At 71.9% G+C, this 15,815-nt stretch carries 14 protein-coding genes and 2 pseudogenes; 13 read left to right on the forward strand and 3 right to left on the reverse strand.

The features are described from left to right. Positions 1 to 144 precede the first annotated feature (144 nt). The gene (locus tag ACUN9U_RS16615; RefSeq protein WP_445486129.1) at positions 145 to 1,173 is read left to right on the forward strand and encodes a Gfo/Idh/MocA family oxidoreductase; all 1,029 of its coding nucleotides are present in this window, start codon (positions 145 to 147) and stop codon (positions 1,171 to 1,173) included. A gap of 47 nt (positions 1,174 to 1,220) precedes the next feature. Here the strand turns inward: ACUN9U_RS16615 and ACUN9U_RS16620 are convergent, their stop codons facing one another. Next, positions 1,221 to 1,727, reverse strand: coding sequence for a hypothetical protein (locus tag ACUN9U_RS16620; RefSeq protein ID WP_445486130.1), 507 nt, complete (start codon positions 1,725 to 1,727; stop codon positions 1,221 to 1,223). 152 nt (positions 1,728 to 1,879) lie between these two features. Between ACUN9U_RS16620 and ACUN9U_RS16625 the strand changes: the two genes are divergently transcribed. The 12 genes and pseudogenes from ACUN9U_RS16625 to ACUN9U_RS16680 all read left to right on the forward strand — a co-directional run bounded on the left by ACUN9U_RS16625 (position 1,880) and on the right by ACUN9U_RS16680 (position 13,602). Then, positions 1,880 to 2,602 (forward strand): response regulator transcription factor, encoded by a 723-nt coding sequence (locus ACUN9U_RS16625; protein WP_445486131.1) that lies wholly within the window; start codon positions 1,880 to 1,882, stop codon positions 2,600 to 2,602. A gap of 14 nt (positions 2,603 to 2,616) precedes the next feature. Next, positions 2,617 to 4,182: a sensor histidine kinase gene (locus ACUN9U_RS16630; RefSeq protein ID WP_445486154.1), complete on the forward strand. Its 1,566-nt coding sequence runs from the start codon at positions 2,617 to 2,619 to the stop codon at positions 4,180 to 4,182. Between the two features lie 61 nt (positions 4,183 to 4,243). Beyond that, the gene (locus ACUN9U_RS16635; protein WP_445486155.1) at positions 4,244 to 6,349 is read left to right on the forward strand and encodes a glycosyltransferase family 39 protein; all 2,106 of its coding nucleotides are present in this window, start codon (positions 4,244 to 4,246) and stop codon (positions 6,347 to 6,349) included. Between the two features lie 312 nt (positions 6,350 to 6,661). Further along, positions 6,662 to 7,939 carry a glycosyltransferase gene (locus ACUN9U_RS16640; RefSeq protein WP_445486132.1) on the forward strand — a complete coding sequence of 426 codons (1,278 nt, stop codon included), beginning with the start codon at positions 6,662 to 6,664 and terminating at the stop codon, positions 7,937 to 7,939. Positions 7,940 to 8,274: 335 nt separating this feature from the next. Beyond that, a pseudogene (locus ACUN9U_RS16645) lies at positions 8,275 to 8,544 on the forward strand (helix-turn-helix domain-containing protein); the annotation flags it as partial. A gap of 363 nt (positions 8,545 to 8,907) precedes the next feature. Further along, positions 8,908 to 9,369: a hypothetical protein gene (locus tag ACUN9U_RS16650; protein ID WP_445486159.1), complete on the forward strand. Its 462-nt coding sequence runs from the start codon at positions 8,908 to 8,910 to the stop codon at positions 9,367 to 9,369. Positions 9,370 to 9,586: 217 nt separating this feature from the next. Next, on the forward strand, positions 9,587 to 10,042 hold the full coding sequence (locus ACUN9U_RS16655) for a plasmid mobilization protein (protein WP_445486133.1): 456 nt from the start codon (positions 9,587 to 9,589) through the stop codon (positions 10,040 to 10,042). Continuing rightward, positions 10,039 to 11,037 (forward strand): relaxase/mobilization nuclease domain-containing protein, encoded by a 999-nt coding sequence (locus tag ACUN9U_RS16660; RefSeq protein WP_445486134.1) that lies wholly within the window; start codon positions 10,039 to 10,041, stop codon positions 11,035 to 11,037. Before ACUN9U_RS16655 ends, ACUN9U_RS16660 begins: the two co-directional genes overlap by 4 nt. A 69-nt stretch (positions 11,038 to 11,106) precedes the next feature. Continuing rightward, positions 11,107 to 11,742: a hypothetical protein gene (locus ACUN9U_RS16665; RefSeq protein ID WP_445486135.1), complete on the forward strand. Its 636-nt coding sequence runs from the start codon at positions 11,107 to 11,109 to the stop codon at positions 11,740 to 11,742. Then, positions 11,739 to 11,924: pseudogene (locus ACUN9U_RS16670) on the forward strand (helix-turn-helix transcriptional regulator); the annotation flags it as partial. The gene ACUN9U_RS16665 and the pseudogene ACUN9U_RS16670, both read left to right, overlap by 4 nt. Positions 11,925 to 11,996: 72 nt before the next feature. Next, a complete protein-coding gene (locus ACUN9U_RS16675; RefSeq protein ID WP_445486156.1) occupies positions 11,997 to 12,863 on the forward strand; it encodes an ImmA/IrrE family metallo-endopeptidase in 867 nt (288 codons plus the stop codon). A gap of 133 nt (positions 12,864 to 12,996) precedes the next feature. Next, complete coding sequence (locus ACUN9U_RS16680; RefSeq protein WP_445486136.1) at positions 12,997 to 13,602, forward strand: hypothetical protein; 606 nt, start codon at positions 12,997 to 12,999, stop codon at positions 13,600 to 13,602. Between the two features lie 92 nt (positions 13,603 to 13,694). On the opposite strand, the gene ACUN9U_RS16685 is transcribed toward ACUN9U_RS16680, so the two are convergent. Both ACUN9U_RS16685 and ACUN9U_RS16690 read right to left on the reverse strand, forming a co-directional pair. Beyond that, positions 13,695 to 14,123, reverse strand: a complete 429-nt coding sequence (locus ACUN9U_RS16685; protein ID WP_445486137.1) for a DUF4913 domain-containing protein — start codon at positions 14,121 to 14,123, stop codon at positions 13,695 to 13,697. Further along, positions 14,111 to 15,796, reverse strand: a complete 1,686-nt coding sequence (locus tag ACUN9U_RS16690; RefSeq protein WP_445486138.1) for a type IV secretory system conjugative DNA transfer family protein — start codon at positions 15,794 to 15,796, stop codon at positions 14,111 to 14,113. Before ACUN9U_RS16690 ends, ACUN9U_RS16685 begins: the two co-directional genes overlap by 13 nt. Positions 15,797 to 15,815 lie beyond the last annotated feature (19 nt).

A 15,815-nucleotide genomic window follows, 5' to 3' on the forward strand; every position in this document is an offset into this window, starting at 1 on the left:
CCCGCTGGGCCGACCCGAGCGCCACCCAGGCCAGCGCCGGCATCGACCTGGGCTTCCCCACCAACGCCTGACCCCGCAGGTGGCCGATCGCCCTCCGTGATCATGGGCGATCGGCCACCCCTGGGTGTGACCGAGGAGTGGCGCGTGCGCGAGGCAGCCTCTGACCTGCGGGTCGCCGTCGTCGGGGTGGGCGCCATGGGCGCCGACCACGTGCGGCGACTCGCCGACCGCGTGGTGGGCGCCCGGCCCGTGCTCGTGGCCGACGCCTCCGCGCAGACCGCCGAGCGCGTGGCCGCCGCCCACCCGGGGGTGCGGACCGCCCCCGACGCCCTGGCGGCCCTGGACGACGACGACGTCGAGGCGGTCGTCATCGCCAGCACGGGCCCCACCCACGCGGAGCTGCTGCTGGCCTGCCTGGAGCGCGGGCTGCCGGTGCTGTGCGAGAAGCCGATGACCACCGACGCCGAGTCGGCCCTGGCGGTCGTGCGGGCCGAGGCCGCCGTCGTCGCACGCACCGGGCAGCGCCTCGTCCAGGTCGGCTTCATGCGCCGCTACGACGCCGGCTACCTGGCCCTGCGCGAGCTCGTCGTCACCGGTGAGCTGGGAGCACCGCTCCTGCTGCACTGCGCCCACCGCAACGCCTCGGTGCCGCCCTACTTCACCAGCGAGGCGGTGGTGCTCGACTCCCTGGTGCACGAGGTGGACGGCGCGCGCTTCCTGCTGGGTGAGGAGGTCACCGCGGTCACCGTGATGAGGCCGCGCCGTCGGCGCAGCGCGCCGGAGGGCCTCGCCGACCCGCTGCTCGCCCTGCTGGAGACCGAGAGCGGTGCGCTGGTGGACGTCGAGGTGAGCGCGGCGACAGGTCTGGGCTACGAGGTGCGCACCGAGCTGGTCGCAGAGCGCGGCACCGCCCTCGTCGGCACCGAGACCGGCCCGCTCGTGGCCCGCGCCGAGACCGCCGTGCGGGGACGCCGCGTGCCGGCGGGCTTCCTGGACAGGTTCGCGGCCGCCTACGACGCCGAGGTGCAGGCCTGGGTGCACGCGGCGCGGCGCGGGACGGCCACCGGGCCGTCGACCTGGGACGGCTACGCGGCCACGGCGGTCACCACGGCCGGCGTGGAGGCGCTGCGCACCGGCCGCCGCGTCGAGGTGGAGCTGGCCGACAGCCCCTGAGGCGGACGCCGCGCCGGCGCGGTGGAGCCCGGCCCCGGGGGCACCGGTCAGGTGGTCGTGGAGCCGTCCTGCGACGGCGCGGCGGCAGCGCCGCCGGGCGCGGAGCCCGACGGGTCGAGCTGGCCGTCCTGCCCCTGCGCCGCTGCGCTCCCCGGGTCCGGCGGCAGGCCCTGGGTGCCGGTGCCGCCCTGGGTGCCGGGGCCCGCCTGGCCCGGGGCGCCGCCGGGGAAGCCCGTCCCGCCGCTCCCGCCCGGGCCGCCCTGCAGGAAGCCGCTCGTGCTCGCGCCCGCACCCGGCGCGGCGGGCGCCGTGAGCCGCCCGATCCCCACGCCGCCGAGCAGCCCGACGGCGAGGGCACCGGAGGCCACCAGCGCGGTCACGCTGTGCCCGAGGCGGGGCCGGCGCGGCTCCGCCGGGGCGGCCGTCGCCGCCCAGGGCCCGGCCGGCGGTGGCTCCCCGCCCGGCGGCGACCAGGCCGCCGGGGCCGCGGGGGCCGAGGGGGTCGGCGCTCCCCGCCGGGCGTCGGACGGGCGGTGCGAGGCATCCGTGGTCATGGCAGGACGGTCGGGGCCGTCGCTGCCGCGCCGCTGGACGGTGTCCATGACCCCGCTGTGGAGCCTCCGCGGACCTGCACCGGCCCGGCGTCCACAGGTCCAGCACAGCAGACACCCAGACGCGGTCGGCGTCCTCGCCCCACACTCCTGGCATGGCCGTCACCGACACCCTCGTCCGCGCCGACGGGAGCCCCCTGCGCGCCCTCGTCGTCGACGACGAGCCCCAGCTGGCCGACCTGGTCTCCACGGCCCTGCGCTACGAGGGCTGGCAGGTCCGCTCCGCCGGTGACGGCGCCGCGGCGGTGAGGGCGGCCCACGAGCTGCGCCCCGACGTCGTCGTCCTCGACGTCATGCTGCCCGACGTCGACGGCCTCACCCTGCTGCGCCGCCTGCGCGAGGAGGCCCCGGACGTGCCGGTCCTCTTCCTCACCGCGAAGGACTCCGTGGAGGACCGCGTCGCCGGCATCCGCGCCGGCGGCGACGACTACGTCACCAAGCCCTTCAGCCTGGAGGAGGTCATCGCCCGGCTGCGGGGCCTGGTCCGCCGCGCCGGCGTGGTCGCCCGCCGCGAGGACCCCCGCCTGGTGGTGGGCGACCTGACGATGGACGAGGAGGGCCACGAGGTCTTCCGCGGCGACGACGAGGTGGTGCTGACGGCCACCGAGTTCGAGCTGCTGCGCCTGCTCATGCGCAACCCGCGCAAGGTGCTGAGCAAGGCGCACATCCTCGACCGGGTGTGGCAGTACGACTTCGGCGGGCAGGCCAACGTCGTGGAGCTGTACATCTCCTACCTGCGCAAGAAGGTCGACGCCGGTCGCTCGCCGATGATCCACACCGTCCGCGGCGTCGGGTACGTGCTGAAGCCCGCCGCCTGAGACCCGTGAGCCGCATGGTCCCGGTCCGGGCGTGGTCGCTGCGCACCAAGCTCGTCGTCGCGCTCGTGGCGCTGGTCGCCGTGGTGTGCGCCGTGGTGGGGACGGCGACCGTGGTCGCCCTGCGCCAGCTCCAGCTGGCCCAGCTGGACGCGCAGCTCGTCACCTCCGCCGAGCGCGCGCCCTCCGCCGGTGACGGGTTCCGCGGGGAGCCCCCCGGACCGTCGCAGCCGCAGCGCCAGGACCTGGGTCGCTGCCCGTCGTCCACGGCCGAGGAGGAGGCCGCGGCCGGCGGCATCGGGTTCCTCCTGGCGCCCGGCCAGGCGCCGGGGACGCTGGCCGCCCGGGTCGCTGACGACCGGGTGACCGCCGCGGCGTCGCTGGAGGGGTTCTGCGCCACCACCCTGAGCAGCACTGACGCCACCGCCCTCGCCGACGTCGCCCCCGACGGGACGCCCCGCACGCTGGACGTCGGCTCGCTCGGCACCTACCGGGTCGTGGGGGTCACCAGCGACTCGGACGGCAGCACGCTCGTCACCGGCGTCCCGCTCGCCGGGCTGGAGGCGACGCAGCGCCGCCTGGTCGAGGTCGAGCTGGTCGTGGCGGTGCTCGCCATGGTGCTCGCGGGCCTGGCCGCCGCCGTCGTCGTGCGCCGGTCCCTCAGACCGCTGCAGCGGGTGGCGGCCACCGCCGCGCAGGTGAGCGCCATGCCGCTGGACCGCGGCGAGGTCGACCTCGCCGTGCGCGTCCCGCCCGGCGACACCGACCGGCGCACGGAGGTCGGCCAGGTCGGCGCGGCCCTGGACAGCCTGCTCACCCACGTCGGGTCGGCGCTGTCGGCCCGTCACGAGAGCGAGCTGCAGGTCCGCCAGTTCGTCGCCGACGCCAGCCACGAGCTGCGCACGCCGCTGGCAGCCATCCGCGGGTACGCCGAGCTGGTCAACCGCGACCCGGCGGCCCTGCCGCCGGCCGCTGCGCACGCCGTCGGGCGGGTGGAGTCCGAGGCGAAGCGGATGACCGGGCTGGTGGAGGACCTGCTGCTCCTCGCCCGCCTCGACGCCGGCCGGCCGCTGGAGGCCGAGGTGGTCGACCTGACGCGCCTGCTGCTCGACGCCGTCAGCGACGCCTCCGCCGTCGGGCGGGACCACGTGTGGCGCCTGGACCTGCCCGACGAGCCCGTCGAGGTGGTCGGCGACGCCGCACGGCTGCAGCAGGTCGTGGTCAACCTGCTGGCCAACGCGCGCACCCACACCCCGCCGGGGACCACGGTCACGGCAGGACTGGCGACGACGACGCCGGGCACCGTGGTCCTGTCGGTCCTCGACGACGGCCCCGGCATCCCCGCCGACCTGCTGCCGCACGTCTTCGACAGGTTCGCCCGCGGTGACGGGTCGCGGTCGAGGGTGGCGGGCAGCAGCGGGCTGGGCCTGGCGATCGTGGCGGCCATCGTCGCCTCCACCGGCGGCGCGGTGGACGTCACCAGCCGTCCCGGGCAGACGGCGTTCCTCGTCCGGCTCCCTGTGGCCGACCTCGGGGGAGGGGCCCCGGCCGGCAGCGCCGAGCAGGCGGTCGAGCAGGCATAGGTCACGCACAGGGTCGCCCGAGAGGTGGCCCAGCGCCCGCTCCGACGCTCGGTGCATGACCATGAGCTACACGGCTGCCGGTGCCGGCGAGGCCCCGCCGCTGGAGAAGGGCGCCGACGGCGCCGGCCCCGCCGACCGCGCCGTCCGGAGCGCGCAGCGCCGCGGGCCGTGGGGCTGGGTGACCGCCCGCCGCGAGGACGGCCCCGCGTGGGAGCGCCCGGCCCTGCTGGCGCTCCTGCTCGCGGCGGCGGTGACCTACCTGGTGGCGTTGGGCTCCTCGGGGTGGGCCAACTCCTTCTACTCCGCGGCCGTGCAGGCGGGGTCGGTGAGCTGGAAGGCGTTCCTGTTCGGCAGCTCCGACGCCGGGAACTCCATCACGGTCGACAAGCCGCCGGCCTCGCTGTGGGTGATGGCGCTGTCGGTGCGGATCTTCGGGCTCTCGTCGTGGTCGATCCTCGTGCCGCAGGCGCTCATGGGCGTGGCGACCACCGGCGTCCTGTACGCCGCCGTCCGCCGCCACTTCCCGGCGGGCGCGGCGCTGCTGTCCGGCGTCGTCCTGCTCCTCACGCCGGTGGCCGCGCTGATGTTCCGGTTCAACAACCCCGACGCGCTGCTCGTGCTGCTCATGACGCTCGCCGCCTCCACGGTGCTGCGGGCGCTGGAGAGCGGGCGCACCCGCTGGCTGGTGGCCGCCGGCGTGCTCATCGGGCTCGGGTTCCTCACCAAGCAGCTGCAGGTCTTCCTCGTGCTGCCGGCGCTGGGAGCGGCGTACCTCTTCTTCGGGCCCCGCCGGGTGGGGGCGCGCGTGCTGCAGCTGCTCGCTGCGGGTGCTGCGATGCTGGTCTCCGCCGGCTGGTGGGTGGCGCTCGTCGAGCTGTGGCCGGCGTCCTCGCGGCCCTACATCGGCGGCTCGACGGACAACAGCTTCCTGGGCCTGACCCTGGGCTACAACGGCCTGGGCCGCCTCACCGGTGACGAGACCGGGTCTGTCGGCGGAGGCGGGGGCGGCGGCAACGGGGGCGGGAACTGGGGCGAGACCGGCATCACCCGCCTGTTCACCGCCGAGTTCGGCGGTCAGATCGCCTGGCTGGTCCCCGCGGCGCTGGTGATGGCCGTGGTCGCGCTGGTGCTCCTGCGCCACCGTCCCCGCGTCGACGGGCAGCGCGCGCAGGTGGTGCTGTGGATGGCGTGGCTGCTGGTCACCGGGCTGGTCTTCAGCTTCATGTCCGGGATCATCCACGCGTACTACAGCGTCGCCCTGGCCCCGGCGGTCGCCGCGCTCGTGGGCGTGAGCGCGTCGGTGCTGTGGCGCGAGCGCGCCCGTCCGCTGGCCCTGGGGACCCTGGCGGCGGTCACGGCCGGCACCGCGGTGTGGTCCTTCGTGCTGCTCTCGCGCAGCAGCGACTTCCTGCCCTGGCTGTCGTGGGTGGTCCTCGTGGTCGGCGTGCTCGCTGCGGTGGGGCTGGTCGCCTCGGCGCTGCGCCCGTCGCTGACCAAGGTCGTCGCGGCGCTCGCCCTCGCGGCCTCGCTGGCCGGACCGCTGGCGTACACGGTCGACACCGTGGCCACTCCCCACACCGGTTCGATCGTCTCGGCCGGCCCGACGGTGGCCGGAGCGATGGGCGGCCCCGGTGGCGGTGGCATGCGCGGCGGCTTCCCCGGCGGCGGCTTCCCCGGCGGTCAGACCGGCACCGCACCCGGCGGGACGGGGACGACGACGCCGGGCGCGGCCGGTGGCACGGCTGCCGGTGGCACGACAGCAGGTGGCGGCGGCTTCGCGGGCCGCACGGGCGGCGCCGGGGGCGGGATGGGTGGCCTGCTCAACGGCAGCACGCCTAGCGCCGAGCTGGTCGCTCTGCTCGAGGAGGGAGCAAGCTCCTACACCTGGGTCGCCGCGACCGTCGGGGCGAACAACGCCGCTGGCTACCAGCTGGCCACCCAGGAGTCCGTGATGCCGATCGGCGGCTTCAACGGCACCGACGCCTCACCGACGCTGGAGCAGTTCCAGGCCTGGGTGGCGCAGGGGGAGGTCCACTACTTCATCCCCGGTCGCACCGGCGGTGAGGACCAGGGGACGGCCGCGCAGATCACCGCCTGGGTGGAGGCGACCTTCACGGCCCAGACGGTCGGCTCCACCACGGTCTACGACCTCACCACCGGCGCCTGAGCCGACGCGTCCCGTGCGCCGGCCGTCCCCCCGGGGCGGCCGGCGCTCCGGCGTCGCCCCCTCCCCACCGCGACGATCATGCGGCTCCGCGCCACCACGAGCCGCCCGTCCCGCGAGTGCGCAGTCCAGGGCCGTGACGGGCCTCCTCTCGACCCTGGACTGCGCACTCGCGGGACGAGCTGCGGCAGCCGGAGGACGGCCGCGGTGCGTCGTGGCGCGGACTCCCATGATCGTGCGGGGGACGGGGGCGGTCATAGGCGGGGCACAGCACGGGCGCACCAGCGCGGGAGCCGCCCGGCTGAACCTGCCTGCATGACGACGTTCCTGCTGGACGACTCGGCGTCCTGCCCCTCCCTGCGGACCGAGCGCGGCCTCCTCGTGGCCGAGCCGGGGCGGCCCCTGCTCGACGTGGTCGTGCCGGTGTTCAACGAGCAGGACGACCTCGAGCCGTGCGTGCGGCGCCTGCACGCCCACCTGGCCCAGGCTCTGCCGTACCCGTTCCGCATCACCATCGCCGACAACGCCAGCACCGACGCCACGGCGGCGGTCGCCGACACCCTCCAGGCCGCCGTCCACGGGGTGGTCGCCGTCCACCTGCCCGCCAAGGGGCGCGGCCGGGCGCTCAAGGCGGTGTGGTCCGCCTCCGACGCCCCGGTGCTCGTGTACATGGACGTCGACCTGTCCACCGACCTCGCCGCCCTCCTGCCCCTGGTGGCCCCGCTCGTCTCCGGGCACTCCGACCTCGCCATCGGCACCCGCCTGGCGCGGGGGAGCCGCGTGGTGCGCGGCCCGAAGCGCGAGCTCATCTCCCGCTCGTACAACGTGCTGCTGCGGCGCAGCCTGGGCGCGCGGTTCAGCGACGCCCAGTGCGGCTTCAAGGCGATCCGCAAGGACGTCGCCGAGCAGCTGCTGCCGCTGGTGGAGGACACCGGCTGGTTCTTCGACACCGAGCTGCTCGTGCTGGCCGAGCGCGCCGGCGCCCGCATCGCCGAGGTCCCCGTCGACTGGGTGGACGACCCCGACAGCAGCGTCGACGTCCTGCGCACCGCCGCCGACGACGTGCGGGGCATCCTGCGGCTGGGGCGCGCGCTCGCCACCGGCGCCCTGCCCGTGGCAGCGCTGCGCCAGCAGCTCGGACGCGCCCCCCTGGAGCCGCACGTGCCGGGCGTGCCCCGAGGGCTGCTCGGCCAGGTGGTGCGCTTCGGGGCGGTCGGGGTGGCCAGCACGCTCGCCTACCTCGCGCTGTACCTCGCCCTGCGCGGCGTGGTGGGGCCGCAGGCAGCCAACCTCGCGGCGCTGCTCCTCACCGCGCTGGCGAACACCGCCGCCAACCGCCGCCTGACGTTCGGCGTCACGGGACGCGACGGGCTCGTCCGGGCCCACGGCCAGGGGCTCGTCGTCTTCGCCGCCGCCCTGGGGCTCACCTCCGGAGCCCTCGCGGCGCTGCACGCCCTCGCCGACCCTTCCCGCGCCGTCGAGCTCACCGTCCTCGTGCTCGCCAACGTGGCGGCCACGGCGCTGCGCTTCCTGCTCCTGCGCCGGTGGGTCTTCCCCGGTGGTCGCACTCCGACCAGCAGCCGGGACGCGTGAGGGGGCCGGTGCGGCAGGGCCGGGCGCACAGCTCGTGCGGGAGGCGGTGGGCGCTCCGAGGCGCCCACCGCCCGCGGTCGGCGCCCCCGGCTGGATTCGAACCAGCGACCATCGGATTAGAAGGAGAACGCCCTTCGTTCCGCTGAGTCTCCGCTCGTCGCGCCAGGTCTCTGAGCAGGCACTTCGTCCCACGCCGCTGAGCGCTGGTCCCGCCCCGTCTCACTCCGTGCTCGCCCGTCTCATGCAGATGTTGGCGTCACGTGAGCGCGAGACGTGCTTCCGGGCGACCTCCGCGCCCCCTGCGGCGAGCCCGCGAACGCCTGCTCGGAGGACCGATGACCCCTGCCCACCACACCCCGCCGCACCCACCGGCTGAACCGCCGCCGGGGGAGGAGAACGTCCTCGTCGTCGAGGATCAGTTCTTCGCCCTCGTGCCCGAGTGGGTCATCGAGGCCGACATCCCTGACGGTCCGTTCCGGCTCTACTGCCTCCTGCTCCGGTACGGCAACAGCTCCGGCATGCGGATGCCCTCGCGGGGCACTCTTGCACGTCGGCTGGGGCGCAGCACCGACGCCGTCGACCGGGCCATGCGCGCGCTGGAGAAGGCCGGGCTCGTCGTCGTCCAGCACCGCCAGCGCTGCGGCGCGACGCTGACGAACCGGTACCACCTGCGCACGCAGCGGCCGCCGGCTGCAGCTGCTGATGACGGGGGCGCCGCTGGGGAAGGGGGCCGCAGATTTGCGGCCCCCTCCCCGCAGGCTCCGCCGAGCGCGCCACCGCCGGCTGCGCCCATGAGCGAGGCATCGGCGGGGGAGGGCCGCGGATCTGCGGCCCCCCGCCGCACATCCGCGGAGGGGGCAGCCGCAGATGTGCGGCCCAACCCAGAGATCTCTACCCAGAGAAGTTCTCCTCCTCCCCCTCCATCCCCCGCTCCGCCGGCCGCCGAGCGCGCTCTGCGGGAGGAGGAGGTGGAGTTCCTCAGGGAGATGAACGTCGATCCGCAGGGTGGGTTGGGACGCGTTGTGGAGCGGTGTGCGGAGCTGCGCGCCGGACACGGTCTGGGCGCGGCATGCTGGCAGGCGCCGCACGTCCTCGCCGCCCTCGACTTCGCCGTCCGGCGACGGTTGTGGCCCAAGCGCTACGCGGTGGCCGCGCTGCTGCGGGTCGCTGCTGACCCTGCGACGCGCTCGCCGATGCGTCTGGCCGAGGCGGGCCCGTGGTGGGACGAGGTATCGGCGCCCGAGCGGGCCCCGCGGCTCAGCGAGGCCGACGTCGAAGTGCTCGAGGCCCGGCTGCAGGCCCTTGATGGCGGGCGGGTCGCGGTGCAGCAGCAGGCTCGGCTCGAGCTGGGCGCGGAGCGCATGCCGCTGACGCGGACCACGGTGCTGCGCCGGGCCTGCGAGATCCTCGACCGGGCGGCGACGTCGTGAGGGCGCGTTCGGCCCTCGCGACCCAGCCCCTGATGCCGGGGTGGGCGGCTTCTGCGGGGGCCGGAACAGCGGGAGCAAGATATGCATCTGGTACCCAGATGCGCCGTCGCTGCCGCGCCGGATGCCGCTTGCTACGCGTCGCGGGCCCCAGCGGGGGCGACGTTGGCCGGGCGCGGTCATGGTCTGCGGATGGCGCCGGGCCGGGCAGGTGGGCGCGGTGAGTGCTGTCGTTCAGCGCCCTGGCCGGGCGCGCCGGTACGCCAAAGCTCGGGATCGGCAGGTCAAGTTCCGCGCCACGGCCGACGAGTACGCGCTACTGGCCGAGGCGGCCCGCTCGGCGGGACTGACGCCGTCGGGCTACGCCGCGGAGGCTGCGCTGGCGGCTGCGCGGGGTGTCCAGGCGCCGTCGCTGACGCCGGTCCGCGAGGCTCTTGTGGAACTCATGGCGGCCCGCACGCAGGTGCGCCGGTTCGCGGTGAACGTCAACCAGGCCGTCAGGGCGTTGAACGCCACGGGCGAAGCGCCGGAGTGGCTGTCTGCCGCCGTCGCCGTCACCGATCGGGCTGTGGAGCGCCTGGACGGCGCGGCCGCCGACCTCGTGCACGCGGCGCGGATTGCTCAGCGGCCCGCGGCCGCTTCTCCGCTGAGGCTCACCCCGGGGGAGGAGAGGTGATCGGCAAGGTCGTCCGCGGCAACGACGTCGGGGGGCTGCTCCGCTACCTCTACGGGCCGGGTCGTGCGAACGAGCACACGAATCCCCATCTGGTGGCTGCCTGGGACGACGGCGTAGTGGCCGACGGCGCTTCGGGAAAGCATCTATGGCTAAAGCGGCTGACGGCACTCCTAGAGCAGCCACTGGCCACGCTGGACCACCGACCGTCGCCGTCGGTGTGGCACTGCCCGCTGCGTACCGCCCCAGGTGACCGAGCGCTGACAGATGCCGAGTGGGCGGACGTGGCTGCCGAGGTGCTGCACCAGACCGGCTTGGCCCCGCGTGGCGACGCCTCGGGGTGTCGATGGGTCGCCGTGCGGCACGCCGACGACCACATCCACCTCGCGGTCACGCTGGCACGGCAAGACGGACGGCGAGCCCGCACGGCGCACGACTACGCACGGCTCGGAGCTGCGTGCCGAACGGTCGAGGAACGGTACGGGCTGACGGTGACGCCGGCCCGCGACCGGACCGCGGTGAAGCGCCCGACGCGGGCCGAGAGCGAGAAGGCCGCGCGTCTGGGCCTTTCGGAGACGTCTCGTCAGCAACTGCGTCATCAGGTGCGGCGTGCCGCGCTGTCTACTTCTGAGCTCACCACCTTCGTCGAGCAGCTACAGCGAGCCGGGATTGCGGTGCGCTTGCGGCACAGCGAGGTGGACTCCTCTGTGGTCACTGGTTACGCCGTCGCTGACCCGGCGCACAGGACGTCTGCCGGCGACCTCGTCTGGTTTGGAGGCGGCAAGCTGGCCCCACAACTGTCACTACCGCGGCTAGTTCAGTCATGGGCGCACGGCACGTATCGCAGCTCCTCCCTTGGGCGCAGATCACGGCTGGGCCTGGTTCCCCAGCTGCGGGCAGCTGCCGCTACGGCACGCGCGCTTGAGCGCGGGGACGCAGGAGCTGGTCTAGCCGCGGCGGTGGAGGGGAGCCTTCGTGTCCTGCGTCGCGCTCGATGAGTCAGTGGGCACCTAACATTTTTGGACTCCTTCTGAGAGACTGCAACGTCGCCAACGAAGGGTGTGGAGATGTTCGAGGCGCTTGACCCGAAGCCCATCGACGCGCAGAACCGTCTGAGGTCCCTTGACCTTCAGGTGGACGACCTTCTGCTGGCCGTTCGGGCGGGCGCCCTCGCCCGTCGAACGGCTACGTCGAACCACCCGCGGTCCTACGGGGGCTGGAAGGAGTACGGGGAGCGCGTCGCGGCCTTGCGCGACGCGCTGGCTCCTCAGGGATGGAAGGCGACGGAACCCGACGGTGTCTGCCTCACCGTCCATCCGGGCGGCGCCTGGGCAATCATGACGGCACAGGGCACGGCGGGCACAGGTACGGCCGAGCCGGTGACAACCCGTCGCAGCAAGGGAGAGCGGACAACGAAGTTCGTTCGCGCCAACGCGCAACTGGAGCTGGAACTAGATTTTCCAGGCAGTACAGACGTCGAGGACTTGCCCCCCGCCGCAACTTGGGTGCTGCTCGTTTACACCGATGGCGACATCGTTCGTAGTGAGCTGAGTAGAGCTGTAAAGATTAGCGATGAGGGCTACATCAATGATTGGGCTGAGAGAATCGCCCTTCCAGTAATCCGCTTGAATGACGTGCTGTCCTTGGATGGTGACGACGATGACGGCGGACGCAACTACGATTTCGAAGTTACGGAGAAGTGAGCACCTTAAATTCTTCCCCAAAGGTTGTCCCGAGCCGGATTGCGTTGGCGCGTCAGCGCCGAGGACTGACTGCAACCGCCTTGGCCGATCGACTTGGCGTCGCCAGGCAGACAATTGCTGCATGGGAGTCAGGTCTTCAGGATCCGCTTGACGAGCATGTTGAGGCGCTAGCAAGGGCCCTTAAGTTTCCCGAGGGCTTCTTCGCTGGCCCAGATTTGGAACCCTTTCCCGTTGGCGCAGTAAGTTTCAGGTCCATGAGCAAGATGACCGCTGGGACGCGGGACACCGCGCTGGCGTCTGGGCGGGTCAGTATGCTCATTGGCGAGTGGATCGAGGCTCGATACAACCTTCCAAGGTGTGACGTTCCTACCCTTGGGAAGTTCGCTCCTCAGCAAGCGGCGGATGTTCTTCGGCAGCGCTGGGATCTCGGCTTCGGTCCAATCAAGAACATGCTCCACTTAATGGAAGCCAAGGGCGTGCGGGTCTTCTCGCTCCCCATGGAGTGCCAGACGGTTGATGCTTATTCCCTTTATTGGAAGTCAACCCCGGTGGTTGTATTGACCCCGGGGAAGACGGCGGAGCGTCGCCGCTTTGACTTGGCTCATGAGCTAGGACATCTGGTGCTGCACGCCGAGCTGGAAAGCTTCCAGGGGCAGCAGGCAGAGAATGAGGCGAACGCATTCGCAGCAGCATTCCTAATGCCCCGCGAGGGGCTGCTGGCGCGGCCGCTTCGAAGTGCCACCTTTGACGTACTCTTGCGAGAAAAGGCGCGCTGGCAGGTCTCGGCTATGGCACTCGCTCACCGCCTGCACGAGTTGAAGTTCTTTTCCGATTGGGAGTATCGAAGCGCCTGTATAGAGTTGAGCCGGCAGGGGTATCGCCGAAGCGAGCCCGGCGGCATCCCTCACGAGACTTCACTGATGCTTGGAAAAGTTCTCCTTGCCTTAAGGCGCAAGAAAATCTATCCCGGGGCAATAGCAGACGAGATTGGTATCTCCCGTGAAGACTTCAGCGCCCATCTTCTCGGGCTCACGGTGCTCAATGTGCCCAGTGGAACAGAGGTGCCGCCATCGAATGTGCCATCCAGCGGGCGGTCGGCGCCTGCTCTTCGCTTGGCCTGAGTGCCCAGGGCCCTCCATTGAATCTCGCCACACGTGTTGCCTCGTGGGTAGAAGCCCAACGCGGTGACATGCTCCGTTATAATTAAATTCAGAAAGGACAGTATTGCCCGAAGAAGCGCACACGCACGCTCCGGTGACGGGTAACGAATTTTCGCTTGATGAGGAGGAATGGCGGGCAATTCGTGACTATGCCGACCGCGTCGAGGTGGTTGTGCAGGCGGTCGAGTGGGATGGCACTGTTCTCGACGAGATGTGGGTCATCCAGTCTGACGGAGCGGCGTGGGAGAGAGACTGGCTGCTCCGCCGAGTCGAGCAGCTCGGGCATGGGGGCGGCTGCTGCGGCAGCCAGTACTTCTTGCGCGTCGAAGAGTCTCGTCAGCGCTGGGGCGCCGACGCCACTGTTATGGCTTTCATCTTGGGCCTGGCTTTCTCGTCTATGCAGGCGGGAGTTTATGACTTGCTGAAGGTGCTGGCCAAGGATATGGCGCAACGGCTGTCTGAGAGTGGCCGCGTCGGATGGGAGTTGTCGGATGATGAGGCCGCTCGGATCGCTAGCCTTCGAGTCGCGACCCACTACGACATCAACGCTGACCAGCTTGTCGTTAAGTCCGTGGAGACGTCGCGGGACTCCACAGCAACGGTTGAGATCACAGGACCCGAGGGTGTGTTGTTCACCGTAGCGCTGCAGATGATCGATGGCGCTTGCTGCTTGCAGCGCGTGAAGCGAACTCAGCCCTGACGTCGATCGCCTCGCGTTCAGGCTCGTGACGACCAATCGGCCTTTTCTGGATGCTCGGTTCGATAAGCGTTCTAGCATCTTCGTGGTGCGGCTTATGTGGGTTGCGTAGGATCCAAGTGACGCTTCTCGTTGCATGAGGCAAAAGGGCCTCTGGGCCCCAATATGATAAGCAGTTGCGGGTCTAGGAACTGCTGAAGCCATGTGGAGATGCCGAGGGATGGGTCGCGGCTGAGGGCCCTCCATGAACGCCACAGAGCCTCCAGCCGAACTACAGCCTCTCGATGCGCTCGCCACTGAGAGCACCACCGGAACTCTCCGCCCAGGGGGCGGAAGAAGGTGGCGCAGAAGTAGTCGTGAACCCACGTGTCCAGGTTGGGGTAGTCCTTCTCGTCGATCGTTCTAGCTCTTGTCCCGTTGTCGACACCTAGGTTGACGAGCTCGGCTTCATCGGCTCGCAGCTCCAGGCGCGCTAACCGGGAGTCGACCTCGCCGTACCACCTCTCACTTCTCATACCGGCCATCGGTCGCCTCGGCGAAGTGGCGTCTCGTAAAAGGGCTCAAGGCGCACCTGCGCAACGCGTAGACCCGTGGCCAGCAGTAGCGCCGTCCCCTTGGGCATCGCGCGAAGGTCCTCGGGTGGGAGGAGTCGCTGCCGCCGCAGGGACGTCGTCACCGATCGCGAGGCCCGCTGCCGACCGTCCCCGCTGCCGTCGGCGTAGGAGCGCACGGCGACGTCGTGCTCGCCCACCAGGCGGCTGACGTCCTCGGCGAACCTAGCGTCGTCGATGCCGGCGCCGACCAGCTTCACCGTGGCCGCCGACCACAGCGAGTCCATGCCGGCCTCGCCCCAGACGCGGACGCCCTGGCGGTAGGACTGCAGCACCGTCAACGGCACCACGCCGCGCGACCCCAGGTGGGAGTACAGGTCAGGCAGGTCGGGGATCTTGCAGATGTTCGCCGCCTCATCCAAGACCACGACCAGCGGCGGATCGAGCCGCGTCCCGGGGGAGCGCTCCGCGGCGCGGATGCCGTCCTGCATGAGCCGGTCCACCAACGCCGCCACCAGCGGTGCGGCGGTGCCAGCGCCGTTCTTCGACAGCAGGTGCAGCGTCTGCCGTGACGTGACAAACGCTGCAGTGTCGAGCTCGTCGCACCCCGTCGCGCCACTAATCCACGGCGGCACCAGCCACCGCATGATGACCGGGTCCCGCAGAGCCGAGGCAGCGGTGCGCGCCGTCTCGTAGACGCCGTCGCGGGTCTCCACTGCCCCGTTCTGTCGCCCGACGACCGCAGCAGCTGCCGCGTGGTGGCCGTGAGCACGAAGCAGCGCCGCCGCGGTCGGGACGGCTGGCTCGGTGAGCCACTCGTAGACCTCCGGCAGCAACCGCTCCGACAGCGCGGCTGCCAGCAGGAGGTTGGCGAGGAGGTCGTGGGCGGCGCTGGACCAGAAGTCGCGACCGTCCTTGTCGCCGCGGATCTCGGTGATGAAGTGCCCCGCGAGCCGGGTTGCCTCCTCGACGCTCGTGACCCCACGCAGCGGGTCCCACCACATCGCCTGCGGCTGCCCGGTGACGCCCTGCGGGTCGAAGACCCACACTTGCTCCCCGGTCGAGGCAGCGCGCTCCGCTTCGGTGGCCTCCCACAGGTCCGGCTTGATCGAGGTCGCCAGCACCGGTCCGGGAGCGTTGCGCACGATTGGCACCGTCAGCGTCGTCGTCTTGCCGGCCCGGGGCGCCATCACCGCCAGCAGCACGTCCTCCCACGAAGCCCGAAGCCGGGGGCCGCGCGGCATCAGGACCCCGAGCGCAAGGCCGACGTCGTTGGCAGCGACGTCACGGTCCGACTGCTCCGCCAGTGACCGGCGCAGACGTCGAGCCCGCTCTTTCGCGGAAGCGGGGGTGAGCGGCGCAACCTGGTGCGCCTGCGCGAGTCCAGCGACGGGTGCGAGCACCCGCCGCCCCAAGACAGTTAGCGCACACCCCGCAGCCGTCACGACGGCGACCAGGAGGAGGGCCAGGACGACAACAGCCCAGATCGGTGTCCCCGGCCACACCGCCTCGACGCCATCGCCAGCTAGGAGCCGCACGAAGTCGACGCCGAACGGCGGCGAGGCCCACCCGTTTCCGGCGAGCCAGGACGCCGTCGTCCCGGCCAGCCGCACCAGCCAGGTCAGCCCGACGACGCCCCAAACCACGCCCAGCATCGCTATCGGC

It is taken from the genome of Quadrisphaera sp. KR29, assembly GCF_052644995.1.